Origin of the sequence: Pseudomonas sp. RIT623 (assembly GCF_004519305.1) — a bacterium.
Lineage (GTDB): Bacteria > Pseudomonadota > Gammaproteobacteria > Pseudomonadales > Pseudomonadaceae > Aquipseudomonas.
In genome coordinates this window covers 150,987-169,006 of the sequence record NZ_SOZA01000005.1, presented here as the reverse complement: position 1 = coordinate 169,006, position 18,020 = coordinate 150,987, and the positions used below count along the sequence as shown (strand labels likewise).

Annotated in this window: 11 protein-coding genes; 8 read left to right on the top strand and 3 right to left on the bottom strand. The window is 64.8% G+C overall.

Features of this window, described 5'->3' with window-relative positions:
- Positions 1-25 precede the first annotated feature (25 nt).
- From E3U47_RS05895 to E3U47_RS05855, 8 genes are all read left to right on the top strand, one after another.
- Entirely contained in the window at positions 26-1,708 is a 1,683-nt protein-coding gene (locus E3U47_RS05895) for a fatty acid--CoA ligase (RefSeq protein ID WP_134690060.1), read from the top strand.
- A gap of 331 nt (positions 1,709-2,039) precedes the next feature.
- On the top strand, positions 2,040-3,965 hold the full coding sequence (locus tag E3U47_RS05885) for a DUF1302 domain-containing protein (RefSeq protein ID WP_134690059.1): 1,926 nt from the start codon (positions 2,040-2,042) through the stop codon (positions 3,963-3,965).
- Positions 3,966-3,991: 26 nt separating this feature from the next.
- Positions 3,992-5,356 (top strand): DUF1329 domain-containing protein, encoded by a 1,365-nt coding sequence (locus tag E3U47_RS05880; RefSeq protein WP_134690058.1) that lies wholly within the window; start codon positions 3,992-3,994, stop codon positions 5,354-5,356.
- A gap of 216 nt (positions 5,357-5,572) precedes the next feature.
- Positions 5,573-8,290: a LuxR C-terminal-related transcriptional regulator gene (locus E3U47_RS05875; RefSeq protein ID WP_134690057.1), complete on the top strand. Its 2,718-nt coding sequence runs from the start codon at positions 5,573-5,575 to the stop codon at positions 8,288-8,290.
- A gap of 150 nt (positions 8,291-8,440) precedes the next feature.
- On the top strand, positions 8,441-10,048 hold the full coding sequence (locus E3U47_RS05870; protein ID WP_134690056.1) for a tetratricopeptide repeat-containing response regulator: 1,608 nt from the start codon (positions 8,441-8,443) through the stop codon (positions 10,046-10,048).
- On the top strand, positions 10,045-10,737 hold the full coding sequence (locus tag E3U47_RS05865; protein WP_134690055.1) for a sensor histidine kinase KdpD: 693 nt from the start codon (positions 10,045-10,047) through the stop codon (positions 10,735-10,737). The genes E3U47_RS05870 and E3U47_RS05865 overlap by 4 nt, the downstream gene beginning before the upstream one ends.
- 191 nt (positions 10,738-10,928) lie before the next feature.
- A complete protein-coding gene (locus E3U47_RS05860) occupies positions 10,929-11,573 on the top strand; it encodes an MBL fold metallo-hydrolase (RefSeq protein ID WP_134690054.1) in 645 nt (214 codons plus the stop codon).
- A gap of 95 nt (positions 11,574-11,668) precedes the next feature.
- Positions 11,669-12,388, top strand: a complete 720-nt coding sequence (locus E3U47_RS05855; protein WP_134690053.1) for an OmpA family protein — start codon at positions 11,669-11,671, stop codon at positions 12,386-12,388.
- A 68-nt stretch (positions 12,389-12,456) separates the two neighbouring features.
- Here the strand turns inward: E3U47_RS05855 and E3U47_RS05850 are convergent, their stop codons facing one another.
- From E3U47_RS05850 to pta, 3 genes are all read right to left on the bottom strand, one after another.
- Positions 12,457-13,545: an FAD-dependent oxidoreductase gene (locus E3U47_RS05850; protein WP_167659439.1), complete on the bottom strand. Its 1,089-nt coding sequence runs from the start codon at positions 13,543-13,545 to the stop codon at positions 12,457-12,459.
- A 13-nt stretch (positions 13,546-13,558) separates the two neighbouring features.
- On the bottom strand, positions 13,559-15,565 hold the full coding sequence (gene lodA, locus E3U47_RS05845) for a CTQ-dependent lysine 6-oxidase LodA (protein WP_218568149.1): 2,007 nt from the start codon (positions 15,563-15,565) through the stop codon (positions 13,559-13,561).
- Positions 15,566-15,897: 332 nt separating this feature from the next.
- The gene (gene pta, locus E3U47_RS05840; RefSeq protein ID WP_134690050.1) at positions 15,898-18,000 is read right to left on the bottom strand and encodes a phosphate acetyltransferase; all 2,103 of its coding nucleotides are present in this window, start codon (positions 17,998-18,000) and stop codon (positions 15,898-15,900) included.
- Positions 18,001-18,020 lie beyond the last annotated feature (20 nt).

The window sequence follows — 18,020 nt, the reverse complement described above, 5'->3', positions numbered from 1 at the left end:
CCCGCTTTGAAGAAAAGGGATACCCATGTTGCAGACGCGCATCATCAAGCCCGCCGAGGGCGCCTACCAGTACCCGCTGCTGATCAAGCGCCTGTTGATGTCCGGCAGCCGCTACGAGAAGACCCGCGAGATCGTCTACCGCGACCAGATCCGCCTGACCTATCCGCAGTTGAGCGAGCGTATCGCCCGCTTGGCCAACGTGCTGACCGAAGCCGGCGTCAAGGCGGGAGACACCGTGGCGGTGATGGACTGGGACAGCCACCGCTACCTGGAGTGCATGTTCGCCATTCCGATGATCGGCGCCGTGGTGCACACCATCAACGTGCGCCTGTCGCCCGAACAGATTCTCTACACCATGAACCACGCCGAAGACCGCTTCGTGCTGGTCAACAGTGATTTCATCGGGCTCTACCAAGCGATCGCCGGCCAGTTGACCACGGTCGACAAGACCCTGCTGCTGACCGACGGCCCGGACAAATCCGCCGACCTGCCGAACCTGGTGGGCGAGTACGAGCAGCTGCTGGCCGCCGCCAGCCCGCGCTACGATTTCCCCGACTTCGATGAAAATTCGGTGGCTACCACCTTCTACACCACCGGCACCACCGGAAATCCCAAGGGGGTTTACTTCACCCATCGCCAACTGGTGCTGCACACCCTGGCCGAAACATCGGTACTGGGCAGTTTGGACAGCGTGAGGCTGCTGAGCAGCAACGACGTCTACATGCCGATCACGCCGATGTTCCACGTGCACGCCTGGGGCATCCCCTACGCGGCGACCATGATGGGGATCAAGCAGGTCTACCCTGGGCGCTACGAGCCGGACATGCTGATCAAGCTGTGGCGCGAGGAAAAGGTCACCTTCTCCCACTGCGTGCCGACCATCCTGCAGATGCTGCTCAATTGCCCGTCGGCGGCCGGCCAGGATTTCGGTGGCTGGAAGATCATCATCGGTGGCAGCGCGCTCAACCGCGCCTTGTACCAGGCAGCGCTGGCCCGGGGCATCCAGCTCACCGCCGCCTACGGCATGTCGGAAACCTGCCCGCTGATCAGTGCCGCGCACTTGAACGACGAGCTACAGGCGGGCAGCGAGGATGAACGCACCAGCTACCGGATCAAGGCCGGCGTGCCGGTGCCACTGGTCGAGGCTGCCATCGTCGACGGCAATGGCAATTTCCTCCCCGCCGATGGCGAAACCCAAGGCGAACTGGTGCTGCGTGCGCCCTGGCTGACCATGGGCTACTTCCGCGAGCCGGAGAAGGGCGAGGAACTCTGGCAGGGCGGCTGGTTGCACACCGGTGACGTCGCCACCCTCGACGGCATGGGCTACATCGACATTCGCGATCGCATCAAGGACGTGATCAAGACGGGCGGTGAGTGGATTTCCTCGCTCGACCTCGAGGACCTGATCAGCCGCCACCCGGCGGTGCGCGAAGTGGCGGTGGTCGGCGTGCCCGACCCGCAATGGGGCGAGCGGCCCTTTGCCCTGCTGGTGGCGCGTGACGGCATGAACATCGATGCCCGGGCGCTCAAGGAACACCTCAAGCCTTTTGTCGAACAGGGTCATATCAACAAGTGGGCGATTCCCAGCCAGATCGCCCTTGTTACTGAAATTCCCAAGACCAGCGTCGGCAAGCTCGACAAGAAGCGCATTCGCCTGGATATCAGCCAGTGGCAAGCCAGTAACAGCGCCTTCCTCTCTACCCTGTAACCGCTGCGCGGGTCGTGCTACCGCGAGTACGACCCGCAGGCTAGAGGGATCGCGCCTTGTCAAACGATGAAATTGAGCCATGCTTGAGCACTGCCAGCACGCAGGGCGGCCAATCGGGGTGGGGCTTCACCCAGGCGCGCAAATCACACTTTAGAGGGATCAAGCACCTGTGACCGCTGGCTATAGTCGGGTCAGGGGATTTTCAGGAATGGGGGAGGGTACCGCGCATCCTGTGCGTGGTGCCTTGGGCAGGAGCCTGCGTCAACCAGGCGCTCAAGCCGTTTCTGAAAGGACTCACTGCCATAACAAAAAAGTACATGGAGTAGCGTCGATGACATCTGCAAACCCGTTCTGGCGCCGGGCACGTCTGCCCCTGGCCGTCAGCCTCGCTTCCACGCTCGCAAGTCCAGCTTTCGCGGTCAGCTTCAACATCGGTGAAATCGAAGGCCAGTTCGACTCGTCGCTCTCCATCGGCGCCAGCTGGTCGACGGCCAACCCCAACAAGAACCTCATCGGGGCCAACAACGGCGGCAGGGGGCTGTCGCAGACCTCCGACGACGGCCACCTGAACTTCAAGAAGGGCGAGACCTTCTCGAAGATCTTCAAGGGTATCCACGACCTCGAGCTCAAGTACGGCGACACCGGCGTGTTCGTCCGCGGCAAGTACTGGTATGACTTCGAACTCAAGGACGAAGGTCGCGAGTTCAAGGACATCAGCGACTCCAACCGCAAGGAGGGCGCGAAGTCCTCGGGCGCCCAGATCCTCGACGCCTTTGTCTATCACAACTACTCCATCGCCGATCTGCCAGGCACCGTGCGCTTCGGCAAGCAGGTGGTGAGCTGGGGCGAAAGTACCTTCATCGGTGGCGGCATCAACTCCATCAACCCCATCGATGTCTCGGCATTCCGTCGTCCGGGCGCGGAGATCAAGGAAGGCCTGATCCCGGTCAACATGTTCTACCTGTCGCAAAGCCTGACCGACAACCTGACCGCCGAAGGTTTCTACCAGGTCGAGTGGGACCAGACCGTCGTCGACAACTGCGGCACCTTCTTCTCGCAGCCAGACGTGATCGCCGATGGTTGCGACAACAACCTGGCAGTGCTGGCCAAGCAGTCTGCCGTGGCCGGACGCCTGGGAGCCCTGGCGGGGCCGACCATGCGTGCCTTGCAGGGGCAGGGCGTCAGCTGGGGCTCGCCGGACGAAGGCGTGATCGTGCGTCGTGGCCCGGACCGTGATGCCCGCGACAGTGGCCAGTTCGGCTTGGCGCTGCGCTACATGTACGAACCCCTGAACACCGAGTTCGGCGGTTACTTCATGAACTACCACAGCCGCGCGCCGATCTTCAGTGGCCGTGGCGCCGCGGCCCGCTTCTACAACCCAGCCAACCTGGCTGGCGCGCTAGTCCGTGCCGGGGTGCCGGCCGGCGCCGCCACCAACCCGGCCCTGCTGCAGCAACTCATGCCCCTGTATGTGGCCGGTAACTCCAGCTACTACGTCGAGTACCCGGAGGACATTCGCCTGTATGGCCTGAGCTTCTCCACCACCCTGCCCACCGGCACGGCCTGGAGCGGCGAAATCAGCTATCGGCCGAACGCACCGGTGCAGCTGAACACCACCGATATCCTGTATTCGGGCCTGACCCCGCTCGACCCCAACGCCTCGGTGCTCAAGGGCATCCCGGACACCGACCAGCCTGGCTACCGGCGCAAGGAAATCACCCAGTTGCAAACCACGTTCACCCACTTCTTCGACCAGGTCATGGGCGCCGAGCGTCTGACCATGGTCGGCGAGGTCGGCTGGACCCACGTGGGCGGGCTGGAAAGCACCTCCAAGATGCGTTACGGCCGTGACCCGGTCTACGGGCCTGGCCCGCTGCCTGGCGGTCGTTGCCAGAGCCTCAACGCCACCACGCTGGCCGGCGCCCCGCAGAACAACCTTTCGCGCTACTGCGAAAACGACGGTTTCACCACCTCCGACTCCTGGGGTTATCGCGTACGCGCCATCTGGGACTACAACAACGTCTTCGCCGGCGTGAACCTGCGCCCAAGCGTGGCCTGGTCCCATGACGTCGATGGCTACTCGCCGGGCCCTGGCGGCAACTTCGAGGAAGGGCGCAAGGCGGTCAGCCTGGGGCTGGACGCCGAGTACCAGAACACCTACACGGCGAGCCTGTCGTACACCAACTTCTTCGATGGCAAGTACACCACCGTGGATGATCGCGACTTCGTCGCCCTCAGCTTCGGCGTGAACTTCTAAGAACTCTGATCCAGGACGACAACAGAATGAAAATGACCACACGTCTGCTGCAAGCCGGGGTATTGGGCATGTCCCTGCTGGCGACCAGCGTCATGGCTGCGGTTTCCGCCGACGAGGCGGCCAAGCTGGGCGCGTCGCTCACGCCGATGGGCGCGGAGAAGGCCGGTAACGCCGATGGCTCCATCGGCCCGTGGGAGCCGCTGTCCAAGAGCGCCGGCAGTGCCGACAGCAAGGGCTTCCTGTCCGACCCTTATGGCAGTGAAAAGCCGCTGTTCACCATCACCGCGCAGAACGCCGAGCAGTACAAGGACAAGCTCTCGCCTGGCCAGCTAGCCATGCTCAAGCGCTACCCGGACAGCTACAAGCTCCCCGTGTACAAGACCCACCGCGGTGCCACCGTGCCGGACGACGTGTTCGCGGCGGTCAAGGAAAACGCCACCAGGACCACCCTGGTCGCCGGTGGCAACGGCCTGGAGAACTTCCGCACCGCCATTCCGTTCCCGATTCCCAAGGACGGCCTGGAAGTGATCTGGAACCACATCACCCGCTACCGTGGCGGCAGCGTGACCCGCCTGGTCACCCAGGCCACCCCGCAGCAGAACGGCTCCTATAGCCTGGTGTACTTCCAGGACCAGTTCGTCTTCCGCGACAAGATGAAGGACTACGACCCGGCCAACCCCGGCAACATCCTGTTCTACTTCAAGCAGGAAGTGACCGCGCCGGCGCGCCTGGCCGGTACCGTACTGCTGGTCCACGAGACCCTCGACCAGGTCAAGGAGCCGCGCAAGGCGTGGATCTACAACGCCGGCCAGCGTCGTGTACGCCAGGCGCCGCAGGTGTCCTATGACGGCCCGGGTACCGCTGCCGACGGCCTGCGTACCTCCGACAACCTGGACATGTACAACGGCGCACCGGACCGCTACGACTGGAAGCTCGAAGGCAAGAAGGAGATGTACATTGCCTCCAACGCCTACAAGCTGGATGATCCGAAGCTCAAGTACGCCGACATCATCAAGGCCGGGCACATCAACCAGGACCTGGCGCGTTACGAGCTGCGCCGCGTGTGGCATGTGGTCGCGACCCTGAAGCCAGGCCAGCGGCACATCTATGCCAAGCGTGACTTCTACATCGACGAGGACACCTGGCAGGCTGCGGTGATCGACCAGTACGATGGTCGCAACCAGCTGTGGCGCGTATCGGAAGCCCACGCCCAGCCGTACTACAACGTGCAGGTACCGTGGTACACCCTGGAAGCCATCTACGACCTGCAATCGGGCCGTTACCTGGCACTGGGCATGAAGAACGAAGAAAAGAGCGCGTACAACTTCGGCTTCAGTGCCAGCAAGGCCGACTTCCAGCCAGCGGCCCTGCGCCAGGCAGGTGTGCGTTGAACTGATCGCTGTTCACTCCGTGTGATCCCCCAGAACGCCCCGGCTTGCCGGGGCGTTTCTGTTCCCGCGCCCTCGGCCCGCATCCTTGGTGTTGTTTCGTTTTGTTGTAGTCTTTTTGGGCCAAAGGGCCTGCATCATCTTCAAATGCGCGGCGTTTGCCGCTAGTCTCGCAACCATCCGTACCCGCCGCATTACTCCAATCAGAACGAGCCGGCCATGACAGACTTGTCCCGTACGCATGGAGTCGCCAGCCAGGCCTTGGGCCTTTTGGACGGGCGTTTTTTCCGCCCGCCCCTGCCAGAGGCGCATGTGCCCCGCGCACGCCTGTGCCAGCGCTTGCACAGCGGCTTGGCGGGGCGCCTGTTGCTGGTGAACGCCCCGGCGGGCTTTGGCAAAAGCTCGCTCGCCATCGAGTTCTGCCAGGCGCTACCCAACCACTGGCGCAGTTTGTGGCTGGGTCTGAGCCTGCGCGATGCCGACCCGGGGCGTTTCCTCGAACGGCTGCTCGAAGGGCTGCAACAGTTTTGCCCGGCCCTCGGTGGGCAGGCTCTGGGGCTATTGAAAATGCGCCAGCGTCATCAACCGTTCGCCTTCGAGGAATGGCTCGACGGCCTGCTCGACGAGTTGGCGCTCTACCTGCAACCTGACACGCCGTTGCTGCTGGTGCTGGACGACTACCACCTGGCCCAGGGGCCGGTACTAGACCGCTGCCTGCAATTCTTCCTCAATCACCTGCCGCCCGGGCTGGTGCTGCTGGTCACCAGTCGTCAACGCCCCGACTGGCACCTGGCACGCTTGCGCCTGTCGCGGCAATTGGTCGAGCTCAACGAGCAGGACCTGCGCCTGACCCCGGACGAAGCGCTGGCGGTGATTGGCCGCCAGCCCACCGGTTTGCGCGGCCAGGCCCTCGACAACCTGATCCAGCGCAGTGACGGCTGGGTGGCTGGCCTGCGCTTCTGGCAACTGGCCGCCAGCGAGTCGGGTGACGACCATGCCTTGCCCCAGGCCTTGCACGGGGGCGAGGGGCTGATCCGCGATTATTTGCTGGAAGAAGTGATCGAGATCCTGCCCGCGCCGGTCCAGGCATTCCTCTATGACACCGCCTGCCAGGAGCGCTTCTGCGCCGAGCTGTGCGATGCCCTGCGCGAGCGCCACGACAGCGCCGAGGTGCTGCGCTACCTGCAGGCCCACCAGGTGTTCCTGGTGCCGCTCGACGAGCATGGCACCTGGTTCCGTTATCACCATTTGTTCTCCGACCTGCTGCGCAGTCGCCAGGCCAGCGAGCCGCTCGCCGGGCTGCACCTGCGCGCCTGTCGCTGGTTCGAGGGCCAGGGCCTGCTCGACGAGGCGGTGGAGCAGGCGCTGCGCGCCGGCCATCTGGATGTGGCGGCCGATCTGGTACAGAGCCTGTCGGAAGAGCAACTGCTGGCCGAACAGAACGTCGGCATGTTGCTGCGTTGGAAAATGGACCTGCCCGACAGCCTGCTGATCAGCACGCCACGGCTGATCGTGCTGTACAGCTGGGCGCTGGGCCTGGCCTGCCAGCTCGATGCCGCCGAGGAGCTGGCGGCCTATCTGAGCCGCTTCCTGCCGGCCCCTTCGGCCACCGCGCAAAAATCGATGCTGGCCCAGTGGCTGGCCCTGAGCGGGGTGATCGCCCGTGGTCGCGGTGATCGTGCGCGCACCTTGGCCTATTGCTCCGAGGCGCTGCAAAGCTTGCCCTGCAAGCGTTACGGGCAGCGCCTGGTGTGCCTGTCGACCTTGTCCAACCTGGCCATCGCCGATGGCGATTTCTGGCGCGCGCGGGGCTGGAACCGCGAAGCCCTCGAACTGGCCCAACGGGTCGGTAATCCGTTGTTCGAAGCGCTGGCCCACTATGATCGAGCCAGGGTGCTGCATGCCCGCGGCGAGGTCCTGCGGGCGCTGGAGGAGGTGCGCCAAGGCTTGCAGCGCCTGCAGGGGCTATCCGGGCAACGCCTGTATGCCGTGCGCGCCCGACTCACCCTGTACGAAGGCTACCTGCTGGCTGCGCGCCTGCAGTCGGGGCCGGGACGCACCCGCTTGCGGGCAGGCTTGAGCGAGGCGCGCAGTTGCCGAGACATCAGTGTGCTGATCGGGCACTGCGTGATCGCCTCGCTCGACGGCCGCGAGGGGCGCTTCGCCGAGGCGTTCGCCGAGCTGGCCGAGGCCGAGCGGCTGATGCACATCTGGGACGTGCCGCCGATCTTCTACCTGGCCATGATCACCCTGGTGAAATGCGAATTGTGGCTGGCCCAGGGCCGCACCGACCTGGCCGAGTCGTGGCTGACACGTCTCGGCCAGACCTATGGCGGCGAGCAGCCCGCGGCGGCGCCCGAGTTCCACCCCCTGCTACCGCTGCACATCGAATTGCAGCAGGCGTTGTTGGAGCGGGTGCTGGAGCGTGCGCACGATGCCGAGGCGCGTCTTGGTGCCTTGGTCGAGCGGGGGCGGGCCAGCGGCGGAATGACCCTGGTGGTCAGCGCCCTGTGCCAGCTTATCCAAATGCTGCTCGAGCAAGGCCGTGAAGCCGAGGCCGCGAAGCTGCTCACCCAGGCCCTGGAGGCTGCCCAGGGCGGCGCCCAGCAAGCGTTCCAGCGGCTGCTGGATGATCAGCCCCAGTGGTTGCGCGAGCAGTTGCTGGCGCGCGCACCCTGTGCCGTGCAAGGCGACTTGCTGGCGCGGCTGCCCGAGTCGGCGCCCAACCTGCCGGTGATCGCCGAGGCCCTGAGCGGCCGTGAGCTGGCAGTGCTGGAATTGATCGCCCAAGGCTGCTCCAACCAGCAGATCAGCGAGCAGTTGTTCATTTCGTTGCACACCGTCAAGACCCACGCCAGCCATATCAACAGCAAGCTGGGGGTCGAGCGCCGTACCCAGGCGGTAGCCCGGGCCAAATCGCTTGGCCTGTTGGCCTGAAGGCGCGCACGGCGATAAAATAGTGGCCTTGAGCCACTTTCTGGCCCTGGCGTGCCGCACTCATCTTTTCCGACCCGCTGCCGATACAGGTCTCGGCGGCATGTATCGCTTCGCGCCACTTTCCTTCTTCTTCCAGTACAGGTCGTGTTGATGCTGCAGTACGGGCAAAAAAGCTTTCTGATCGTCGACGACTACACCGACTTCCGCACGTCGACCCGCTCCATGCTCCGAGAACTCGGCGTGCGCGACGTCGACACGGCCGACAGTGGCGAACAGGCGCTGCGCATGTGCGGGCAGAAACGCTACGACTTCATCCTTCAGGATTTCCATCTGGGCGATGGCAAGAAGAACGGCCAGCAAGTGCTCGAAGACCTGATCATCGACAAGCTGATCAGCCATGAATGCGTGTTCATCATGGTCACCGCCGAAAGCAGCCAGGCCATCGTACTCAGCGCCATCGAGCATGAGCCCGATGCCTATCTGACCAAACCCTTCAACCGCGTCGGGCTTGCCCAGCGCCTGGAGAAGCTGACCCAGCGCAAGACGCTGCTCAAGCCGATTCTCCAGGCCCTGGACCGCGGCCGCCCGGCCGAGGTGCTCGGCGCTTGCGCCGAGCTGTGCAAGAAGGACCCGCGTTTCGCGCCGCTGTGCCTGCGCTACCGGGCCGATGCCCTGCGCGACCTCAACCGCTTCGACGAACTGGAGAAGTTCCTCCAGAACATCCTTGCCAGCCGGCCACAGCCCTGGGTTTACGCCGCATTGGGTAGCCTGTTGCACAAACGCGGCCAGAATGCCCAGGCCCAAGGGGTCTATGAGCAGGCGCTGAAGGCTTTCCCGATCATGCCCAACCTGTACGACGGCATGGCTGAAGTGCTGGTGGCCCAGGGCGAGGGCAAGCGCGCGCAGCACATGCTCGAGGAGGCCGTGCGCCTTTCGCCGCTGGCCGTGCGTCGTCAGGCCGCGCTGGGCAAGCTGGCGCTGGACAACGCTGATTTCGAGAGCGCGTCCAAGGCCTACCGTCATGCGGTGAACCAAGGGCAGAGTTCGCGCTACAAGGATGCCGAAAGCAACCTGGGCCTGGTCCAGGCGCTGATGAACAAGAACGCCGGCAATGGCCTCGATGCCCGTACCCGGGTCGAGATCAACACTGTGCTCAGCGAAGTGGCCAAGGAAAACGTCGAGGACCAGGGCCTGCAAGTGCGCGCGCGGCTGATGAAGGCGGCCAGCCTGCAGCAGGCCGGGGACCCGGATACCGCGGCCAAGCTCACCGAGCAGGCCATGCAGCGCCTGGAAAAAATGGATCAGTTCTTCTCGGTCGAGGCCGCGCTGACCGTGGCCAAGCAGTTGCAGCAACTGGGTCAGGACGCGGCAGGTACCTCGATCCTCAAGGGCTGCGTGGAAACCTACGGCGACGACCCCAAGGTCATGCAGAGCGTGGCCAAGCTTACCGACGACCCGGTCGTGCTCGGCGCCGTGACCGAGGCGGTCGACCTCAACCGCCAGGGCGTGCGCAGCTACCAGGGCGGTCAGCTCAACGAGGCGCTGGGGATGTTCCGCAAGGCGCTGTCGCTGCAACCGAAGAACATCAGCATCGCTTTGAACACGGCCCAGGCCCTGTTGCGCATTGGTGGTGAAACACCACCGCCGGCATTGATGCAGGAGTGTCGAGACTGCCTCACCAGCGTGGCCGGCATCCCGACTAGCGACAGCCGCTACGACCGCTACCGCAAACTGCACATCCGGGTGTTCGGCGCATGAGCCAGGATAACCAGGGGCTGGATTTCTCCACGGTGATCGCCTCCACCGTGCATGACCTGAAAAACTCCCTCTCGGCTCTGACCCATGCCCACAGCCAGTGGCTGGCGCGCCTGCCCGAGGAACTGCGCGGCGGTAACGAGCAGGGGGTGGTGGAGCATGAGCTGAGCCACCTGAACGGCATGCTCGTGCAGTTGCTGGGCCTGTACAAGCTGGGGGTCAATCAGTTGCCGATCTGCCCGGACTACCACGAGCTGGACGACTTCATCGAAGCCCAGCTCGCCGCCCAGCAGGACGTGATCAAGCACCGCGACATCCTGGCCACCTGGCGCATCGAGACGCAAAGCCCGCTGGGCTTCTTCGACCGCGAACTGGTCGCCTCGGTGGTGGCCAATGTGCTGACCAATGCCATCCGCTATGCCGGCCACACCCTGCTGATCAGCATCGAGGAAGAGGGCGAGCAACTGGTGATCAGCGTCAACGACGACGGCACCGGTTATCCACAGCGCATGCTCGAGCGTCAGCATGACTATGTGCAGGGTATCGATTCGCAGAGCGGCAGCACCGGGCTGGGCCTGTACTTCGCGGCGCGGATCGCCGCCTTGCACGAGCGCAACGGCGTGCGTGGGCGGATCGAGATTGCCAACGGCGGGGCGTTGGGGGGCGGGTTGTTCCGGTTGTACTTGCCGTGAGGGGCAGCCTTTCAAGGTGTTGATTGTGGACTTGCCGGAAAAGGCGGCGAAGCAGCCCCTATAATCTTGCATTGAAGCGTCAGTCATGCTCCTTCGTCAGCCTGACGCAGCCTATGCGATGCTGATTCTGGAATCAGGCGCTTTGGCGGGTATTCCAACCTTTTCCGATCAACTGCTCTCTGTATGCCATCATGCAAAAAAACTCGATCCCGCTCATCCGCGAAACCTTCCCCGTCGGCCCCTTGCAGTGCAATTGCACCCTGATCGGCGATCCGCTGAGCAAGAAGGCCATCGTCGTCGACCCGGGCGGTGACGAACAAAAGATCCTCGCCCGCCTGCAGCACCATGGCCTGACCCTGGTGAGCATCATCCATACCCATGCCCATTTCGATCACTTCCTTGCCTCGGGCAAACTCAAGGAACTGACCGGCGCCACGCTGCACCTGCACAAGGCCGACCAGCCGCTGTGGGACAACCTCGAGATGCAATGCCAGATGTTCGGCATGCCCTACACCCCGGTGCCGTCGCCGGACCGTTGGCTGGACGACGACGAGGAGCTGGCTTGCGGCTGCGGCGTGGCCCTGCACACGCCAGGGCATACGCCGGGCTCGATGAGTTTCTGGTTCGCCGAGCACAAGCTGCTGATCGCCGGCGACACCTTGTTCCGCCGTGGCGTCGGGCGTACTGATTTGTGGGGTGGCGATCAGCGGGCTATCGTTCGTTCCATCAAGGAGCGGCTATACCGCCTGGATGAAGAGGCCATCGTGGTGACCGGCCATGGTCCGGACACCCGCCTCGGCGAGGAAATGCGCGAGAACCCGTTCGTGCGTGCCTGAGGTTTCATGGAATTTTTCCGCTGCGCTGTAATCCAAGGCTGGCATAGATCCGTATGTGATCCGTTGCACTAATGAATTTCAGTAGGAGCTTGTCCATGTTCACCATGCGTCGTCTGATTATCGTCGCTACCGCCGCTGCCCTGATGTCCGGTTGTGCCAGCCCCAACCCCTACGACAGCCAGGGCCAGGCGCAGGGCTCCACAGGGATGAGCAAGACCGCCAAGTACGGTGGCCTCGGTGCGCTGGCCGGCGCCATTGCCGGTGCCGCCATCGACCACAACAACCGTGGCAAGGGGGCGTTGATCGGCGCCGCCGCGGTGGGGGCCGCCGCGGCGGGTTATGGCTACTACGCCGACAAGCAGGAAGCCGAGCTGCGCGCGAAGATGGCCAACACCGGTGTCGAGGTGCAGCGCCAGGGCGACCAGATCAAGCTGATCATGCCGGGCAACATCACCTTCGCCACCGATTCGGCGAATATCTCTCCCAGCTTCTATGCACCGCTGAACAACCTGGCGGGTTCCTTCAAGCAGTTCAACCAGAACACCATCGAGGTGGTCGGCTTCACCGACAGCACCGGCAGCCGCCAGCACAACATGGACCTGTCCCAGCGCCGCGCCCAGGCAGTCAGCACCTACCTGACCTCCCAGGGGGTCGACCCGTCGCGGGTCAGCGTGCGCGGCATGGGCCCCGACCAGCCGATCGCCAGCAACGCCGATGCCAATGGCCGTGCGCAGAACCGCCGGGTCGAGGTCAATCTCAAGCCAATCCCTGGCCAGCAGTATGACCAGCAAGGCACCGTGCAGCAGTATCCCTGAGCCGTCGCGCTGAATAAAAAGGGCAACCCTGCGGGGTTGCCCTTTTTATTACGGCGCGCGCCATGTGCCTAAGCGGCCTGCCTGCGGATCCAGAAGGGTTGGTCTGCGTAGCGCGACTCGACCTGGTAATACCCACGTTTCAGCGCCTGGTACTCCATGACGTGGCGCTGTATGTCGCTGCGATAGGCCTGGCACTGCTCGGCCTCGTGGCTGGCGTTGGCGAGGCTGATGGCGGCCAGCCGGGCGCTCTGGATGCCGGTGCTCAAGGCATAGCCGATACCCATCGATGACAGCGGGTCGAACGCTGCCACGGCGTCGCCGGCTGCCGCCCAGCCCTTGCCGCAACAGGGCTCGAGATGCTGCGAGTGTGCCGGCCAGACGCGCAGGTTGCCCGCCATCGGCCGCTCGCCCAGGCGGGCGCGGGTATTGGGCGCCTGGGCGAGTGCGGTGGACCAGAAGTATTCCCGGTCGTCGTGCGAGGCCTGGAGCAGGTCGGCGTCGGTCATCAGCACGGTGATCAATCGCCCGTCCGGCACCGGGGCGCTGTACCACCAGCCTGAAGCGGTGGCCTCGACCAGCGAGCACCCTTCGACGACGCTGTCGCTGGCGGCGTAATACGCCGAGATACCCACCAGGTGGTCCTGCTGCAGACGGCTGGCGCCTAATGCCCGGGCCAGCCAGGCGCTGCGTCCGGTGGCGTCTATCAGGTAGCGGCAGCGCACCTCTGGCGAAGCCTCCAGGCCATCGACCCGCAACCGCCAGGTATCGCCATCGCGCCCGAGCTCGCGCACCCGCACGCCGGTCAGCAGTTGCGCGCCCATGCTGCGGGCGGCGTTGGCCAGCCCAGCATCGAAACGCGTGCGGTCCAGGTGCCAACCGTGCCCGCGACCGGTGAACAGGAAGTCCCGTGCACGGACCTCGCTGTCGCCCCAGGCGGCGGTGAAAGCGAACGACGGGCTGAAACCGGCCTGGCGGAAATGCTCGCCCACGCCGAGGTAGTCAAGCAGCGGCAAGACGCCGGGCGACAGGGTTTCCCCGACTTTCTCCCGGGCATATTCGCGCTGTTCCAACAGCATCACCGAGTGACCGCCGTGGCGCCGCAGGGTGAGGGCGGCCGCGCTACCGGCCGGCCCTCCCCCGACGACGACCACATCCACGGTCCTCGGCTGTTCAGCGAACAAGATGCCCCCGCGCGGTGACCACTTGTCGCGCATCGATGCTTGGCAGCTTCTCGTCCGGCTTGAGGTACCAGGTGTTGAAGAAGTTGCCGCTGGCACCGTTGAGCACGTACTCGGCCGGGCCTATGGCAAAGCTGGCCGCGACGAAGCGGTCATTGTTGCGTTCGGTCTCGACGAAATACGGATACAGGTCGCGCAGCGGCCCTTGGGCCTCATTGGTGATGAAGCCCAAGTAGTGCCAGGCCTGGATCATCTCGGTGTAGCCATTGATGCCGCGGCTGTAGATAGACTGCATCCCGGCGGAGATCCCCGAGGCCTGCTGGGCAGCGGCGGTCAAGTCGCTGGGGATCACATTCCAGGGGCTTTGCGGCGGCCACCAGTAGGCGTAGTAGGACGGCGCCTTGGGTACGCTGTCCTCCTTGTTGACGGCCGGGTCGGTGAAGTTCACGTTCTGCACCGTGCACTGATAGAAGTCGGCCTGCCACGGAATGGCCATGCGCTTGGTCAGGTCACCCGGTTCGCAACCCTGGAACGGGCCTTCCGGGTCTGTTTCGTTCTCGGTGGTGCTCAGGCCGTTGGCGTAGTAGTAGGCGCTTTCGTGACGATGCCTGATCTGGTACGGCTTGGCGTAGAGCGAGGGGCTGTAGAGGCTCCAGGTCACTTCGATACCCGGGCACAGTGGGCCGCCCACGCAGTTGCCGATGCTGGCCTGGTCCAGCGCGCTGACCCCCGGCAGCGGTTTGGGCGGCTCCAGGGTGAACTGGCCCGCCGCCCATTGCCCCAGCAGGAAGTACTGCGTGCGGGTCAATGTGAGGAACTTGTCGAGCAGTTCGTTGCTGACCGAGTTCGAGCCCGAGTTCAGCGGCATCAAGGGAATCCCCGACTTCTGATCGAACAGCTGCGCCTGGGCGCCGTCGGTAAAGCCATTGCTGCCTGGGTTGCGGAACAGCGAGAAGTAGTCCTGGCGCTTGCCCTGGCTCGCCGGGGAATTGTCCGTGGCATCGAACGGCGGCGGTGAAAAACTGTTGAGCGATGGGATCGAGGCCACCCAGCGATAGCCGGCGGGGCGCCGCAGGATCGGCTCGATGTCGCGTGCGTAGTTGGCGATGTAGCTCTTCTGGTATTGCCCGTTGCGGTACAGCTCCGGCAACAGGTTGAGCTCGCGCACCGCGACGTCGAAGGCCAGGTCGTCGAGGGTGACGATGTTCTCCAGCTCCGGGGCGAATTTCGGCGAACCAACGATGCACCAGGCGGTGAGGGTTTGCTCGGGCTGGTTGGCCAGCTTGAGGGTGCAGGTGACGGGGCCGTCGGACACATCGTCATGCCAGGTATCGGCGCCGGCAAAGCTGCTGATCGGTTCGTTGCCCCCGGCGTGGCCGTGGCCGCCGAGCACCAGCAGGCGCCCCTTGGCGTCGGTGCGCAGGGTCCCCAGCGTGTTGATCTGCTGGCCCTGGGTGGCGCGCGCCGGGAACGAGCGGAAGCGGTAGTCGTTGCTGGTGTTGTCCCGCGACAGCTCGACCTTGCCCTGGCGGCCGGACAGCTGGTGAGGGCCTGGGTCGATGATCAGTTTCTGCCGATCGGCTTCGTCGGTAACGCTGTCGTTGCGCAGCGAGACGTGCCGTTGCTTGTAACTGTTATGCGCACCCAGCAGCAGGTTGCCTTCCAGTTCGGCGAAGTTGTACCAGATGGCCTTTTTATTGGCCAGGTGCACCGACCAGGTCATGGACTCGACACCGGGGCTGTCGAGGGTGAGTTCCGTGGCCTTGCCGTTGTCGTCCACGGCGAAGATACAGAAACGTGCGGCCTGGCGTTTGACGCTGCCGTTGGCATCCTTGTAGCGGGTGACGTACACCGGTTGTTGTTGCGGGTCGAGCGTCTGGTTGCCATAGCCATCGCATTCCAGCGGTCGGCCGCCGATTTTTTCCGGGGCCAGATAAAAGCCCGTCTCGCTGTTACCTACACGCGCAACCCCTATGCTGGGGCCTATGACGTATTTCATGACCACTCTGCTTGTCGTGCCTTTCCTTCTCTGCGCGATCACGCCCGATCGCCTGGGCCTTGCGAGGTGACGCAAGCCGGTGCGTCCCGCCCGGTCGAGCCGGGGAGGGCGATAAAGAGGACGGGATCAAAGGCAGGGGAATGCTGGAGGGCGGATGCAATGGTCACGCGTTCGCCACATGCCGAATCGAACGCTGCGCTTCCGTGACGCCTGCGGTGATTTCATCCTGACAGCATTGAACGCTAGTCCCGGCCAGGGGGAAGTCAAATGACGTTGGTCGGGCCGCCGACGAGGGGTGATGGGGCGTCCCGGCCGAAGCCGGGACGGTGGCGCTAGACGGAGGTTTTTGCGCCTTGGTGGGCCTGAATCGCGGTCAGCGCGATGGTATGGACGATGTCCTCGACCTGCGCCCCGCGCGGCAAGTCGTTGACCGGCTTGCGCAGCCCTTGCAGCATCGGCCCGAGGCTGACGCAGTCGGCGCTGCGCTGCACCGCCTTGTGGGTGGTGTTGCCGGTGTTCAGGTCGGGGAACACGAATACCGTGGCACGTCCGGCCACCGGGCTTGACGGTGCCAGTTGCCGGGCGATCTCCGGGTTGGCGGCAGCGTCGTACTGCAGCGGCCCGTCGATCTGCAGGTCGTGCTCGGCCTGCTGCGCCAGGCGCGTGGCCTCACGGACCTTTTCCACTTCCTCGTCGCTGGCTGCCGAGTCGCTGGAGTAGCTGAGCATCGCCACCCGGGCGGCGATGCCGAACGATTCGGCCGACTCGGCGCTCTGCCGGGCGATCTCGGCCAGTTCCGCGGCGCTGGGGTGCGGGTTCATCACGCAGTCGCCGTAGACCAGCACCTGGTCGGGGAACAGCATGAAGTACACCGACGACACCAGGCTGCTGCCGGGAGCGGTCTTGATCAGTTGCAGGGCCGGACGAATGGTGTTGGCGGTGGAGTGCACCAGGCCCGAGACCAGGCCATCGACCTCGCCCAGGGCAAGCATCATGGTGCCGATCACCACCGGGTCCTCCAGTTGCTGCTCGGCCATCGGCGCATTGAGGTTCTTGCTCTTGCGCAGGTCGACCATTGGCTCGACGTAGCGCCCGCGGATCGACTCCGGGTCGAGCACTTCGAGGTCCGGCGGCAGGCTGATGCCCTGGGCCCGGGCCACTGCCTCGACTTCCTCGGGCTTGGCCAGTAGCACGCAGCGGGCGATGCCACGGGCCTGGCACAGGGCGGCGGCCTGCACCAGCAGCGGCTGCGCGCCCTCGGGCAGGACGATGCGCTTGTTGGCCTGCTGGGCGCGCTGGATCAGCTGGTAGCGGAACACCGCCGGCGACAGGCGCAGCTCGCGCGGCGTGCCGCAGCGCTGATGCAGCCAGGCGGCATCCAGGTGGCTGGCGACGAAGTCGGTGATGAACTCGGCGCGTTCGCGGTCGTCCACCGGGATCTCGCGGTTCAGTGAGTTGAGCTGATTGGCTGTGTCGAACGAGCCGGTACCCACCGAGAGGATCGGCAGGCCCGCTTGCAGGGCGCCACGGCACAGCTCGAGGATGCGCGGGTCGGGCTTGCTGTCGCTGGTCAGCAGCAGCCCGGCCAGGGGCACGCCGTTGATCGCCGCCATGCACACGGCGAGGATGATGTCGTCGCGATCGCCCGGGGTCACCACCAGGGTGCCGGAGGTTAGCAGCGGCACGGTGTTGGCCACGGTGCGCGCGCAGATGATGATCTTGTTCATGCGCCGCTGGTCGTAGTCACCGGCGTTGAGCACCTGGGCGCCGAGCAGTTCGGCCACGTCGCGGGTGCGCGGGGCGTTGAGCTCGGCCTGCCAGGGAATGCAGCCGAGCAGGCGGAAGTCGTTGCCGCGCAGCAGCGGCGAATGCTCGCGCAGGCGGGTGGCGAACTCGGCCATGCTCTCCTCGGTGCGCACCTTGTTGAGGATCACCCCGAGCACCTTCGGGTCGCGCGGGCCGCCGAACAGTTGGGCCTGCAGTTCGACGCGGCCGGACAGCTCGCTGAGCACTTCGTTTTCCGGCGCCGACACCAGGATCACCTCGGCATCCAGGCTCTTGGCCAGGTGCAGGTTGACCCGCGCGGCATAGCTGGCGTGCCGGGTCGGCACCATGCCCTCGACCACCACCACATCCTTGCCGACACAGGCCTGCTGGTACAGGCGGATGATCTGTTCGAGCAGTTCGTCGAGCTGGCCGTCACCGAGCATGCGCTCGACATGGGCCAGGCTCAGTGGGGTGGGCGGCTTGATGCCGTGGGTGCGGGCGACCAGCTCGCTGGAGCGTTCCGGGCCGGTGTCGCCGGGGTGCGGCTGGGCGATCGGCTTGAAGAAACCGACCTTCAGCCCCGCGCGTTCGAGGGTCCGAACCAGGCCCAGGCTGATGGAGGTCAGGCCGACGCCGAAGTCGGTCGGCGCAATGAAAAATGTCTGCATGCGTGCTTCTCGAAATAAGC

Bases quoted from the DNA above. Each gene is read 5' to 3' on its own strand.
- E3U47_RS05885 (WP_134690059.1), top strand. From the start codon at position 2,040: ATGACATCTGCAAACCCGTTCTGGCGCCGGGCACGTCTGCCCCTGGCC.
- E3U47_RS05880 (WP_134690058.1), top strand. From the start codon at position 3,992: ATGAAAATGACCACACGTCTGCTGCAAGCCGGGGTATTGGGCATGTCC.
- E3U47_RS05875 (WP_134690057.1), top strand. From the start codon at position 5,573: ATGACAGACTTGTCCCGTACGCATGGAGTCGCCAGCCAGGCCTTGGGC.
- pta (WP_134690050.1), bottom strand. From the start codon at position 18,000: ATGCAGACATTTTTCATTGCGCCGACCGACTTCGGCGTCGGCCTGACC.
- E3U47_RS05895 (WP_134690060.1), top strand. From the start codon at position 26: ATGTTGCAGACGCGCATCATCAAGCCCGCCGAGGGCGCCTACCAGTAC.
- E3U47_RS05870 (WP_134690056.1), top strand. From the start codon at position 8,441: ATGCTGCAGTACGGGCAAAAAAGCTTTCTGATCGTCGACGACTACACC.
- lodA (WP_218568149.1), bottom strand. From the start codon at position 15,565: ATGAAATACGTCATAGGCCCCAGCATAGGGGTTGCGCGTGTAGGTAAC.
- E3U47_RS05855 (WP_134690053.1), top strand. From the start codon at position 11,669: ATGTTCACCATGCGTCGTCTGATTATCGTCGCTACCGCCGCTGCCCTG.
- E3U47_RS05865 (WP_134690055.1), top strand. From the start codon at position 10,045: ATGAGCCAGGATAACCAGGGGCTGGATTTCTCCACGGTGATCGCCTCC.
- E3U47_RS05860 (WP_134690054.1), top strand. From the start codon at position 10,929: ATGCAAAAAAACTCGATCCCGCTCATCCGCGAAACCTTCCCCGTCGGC.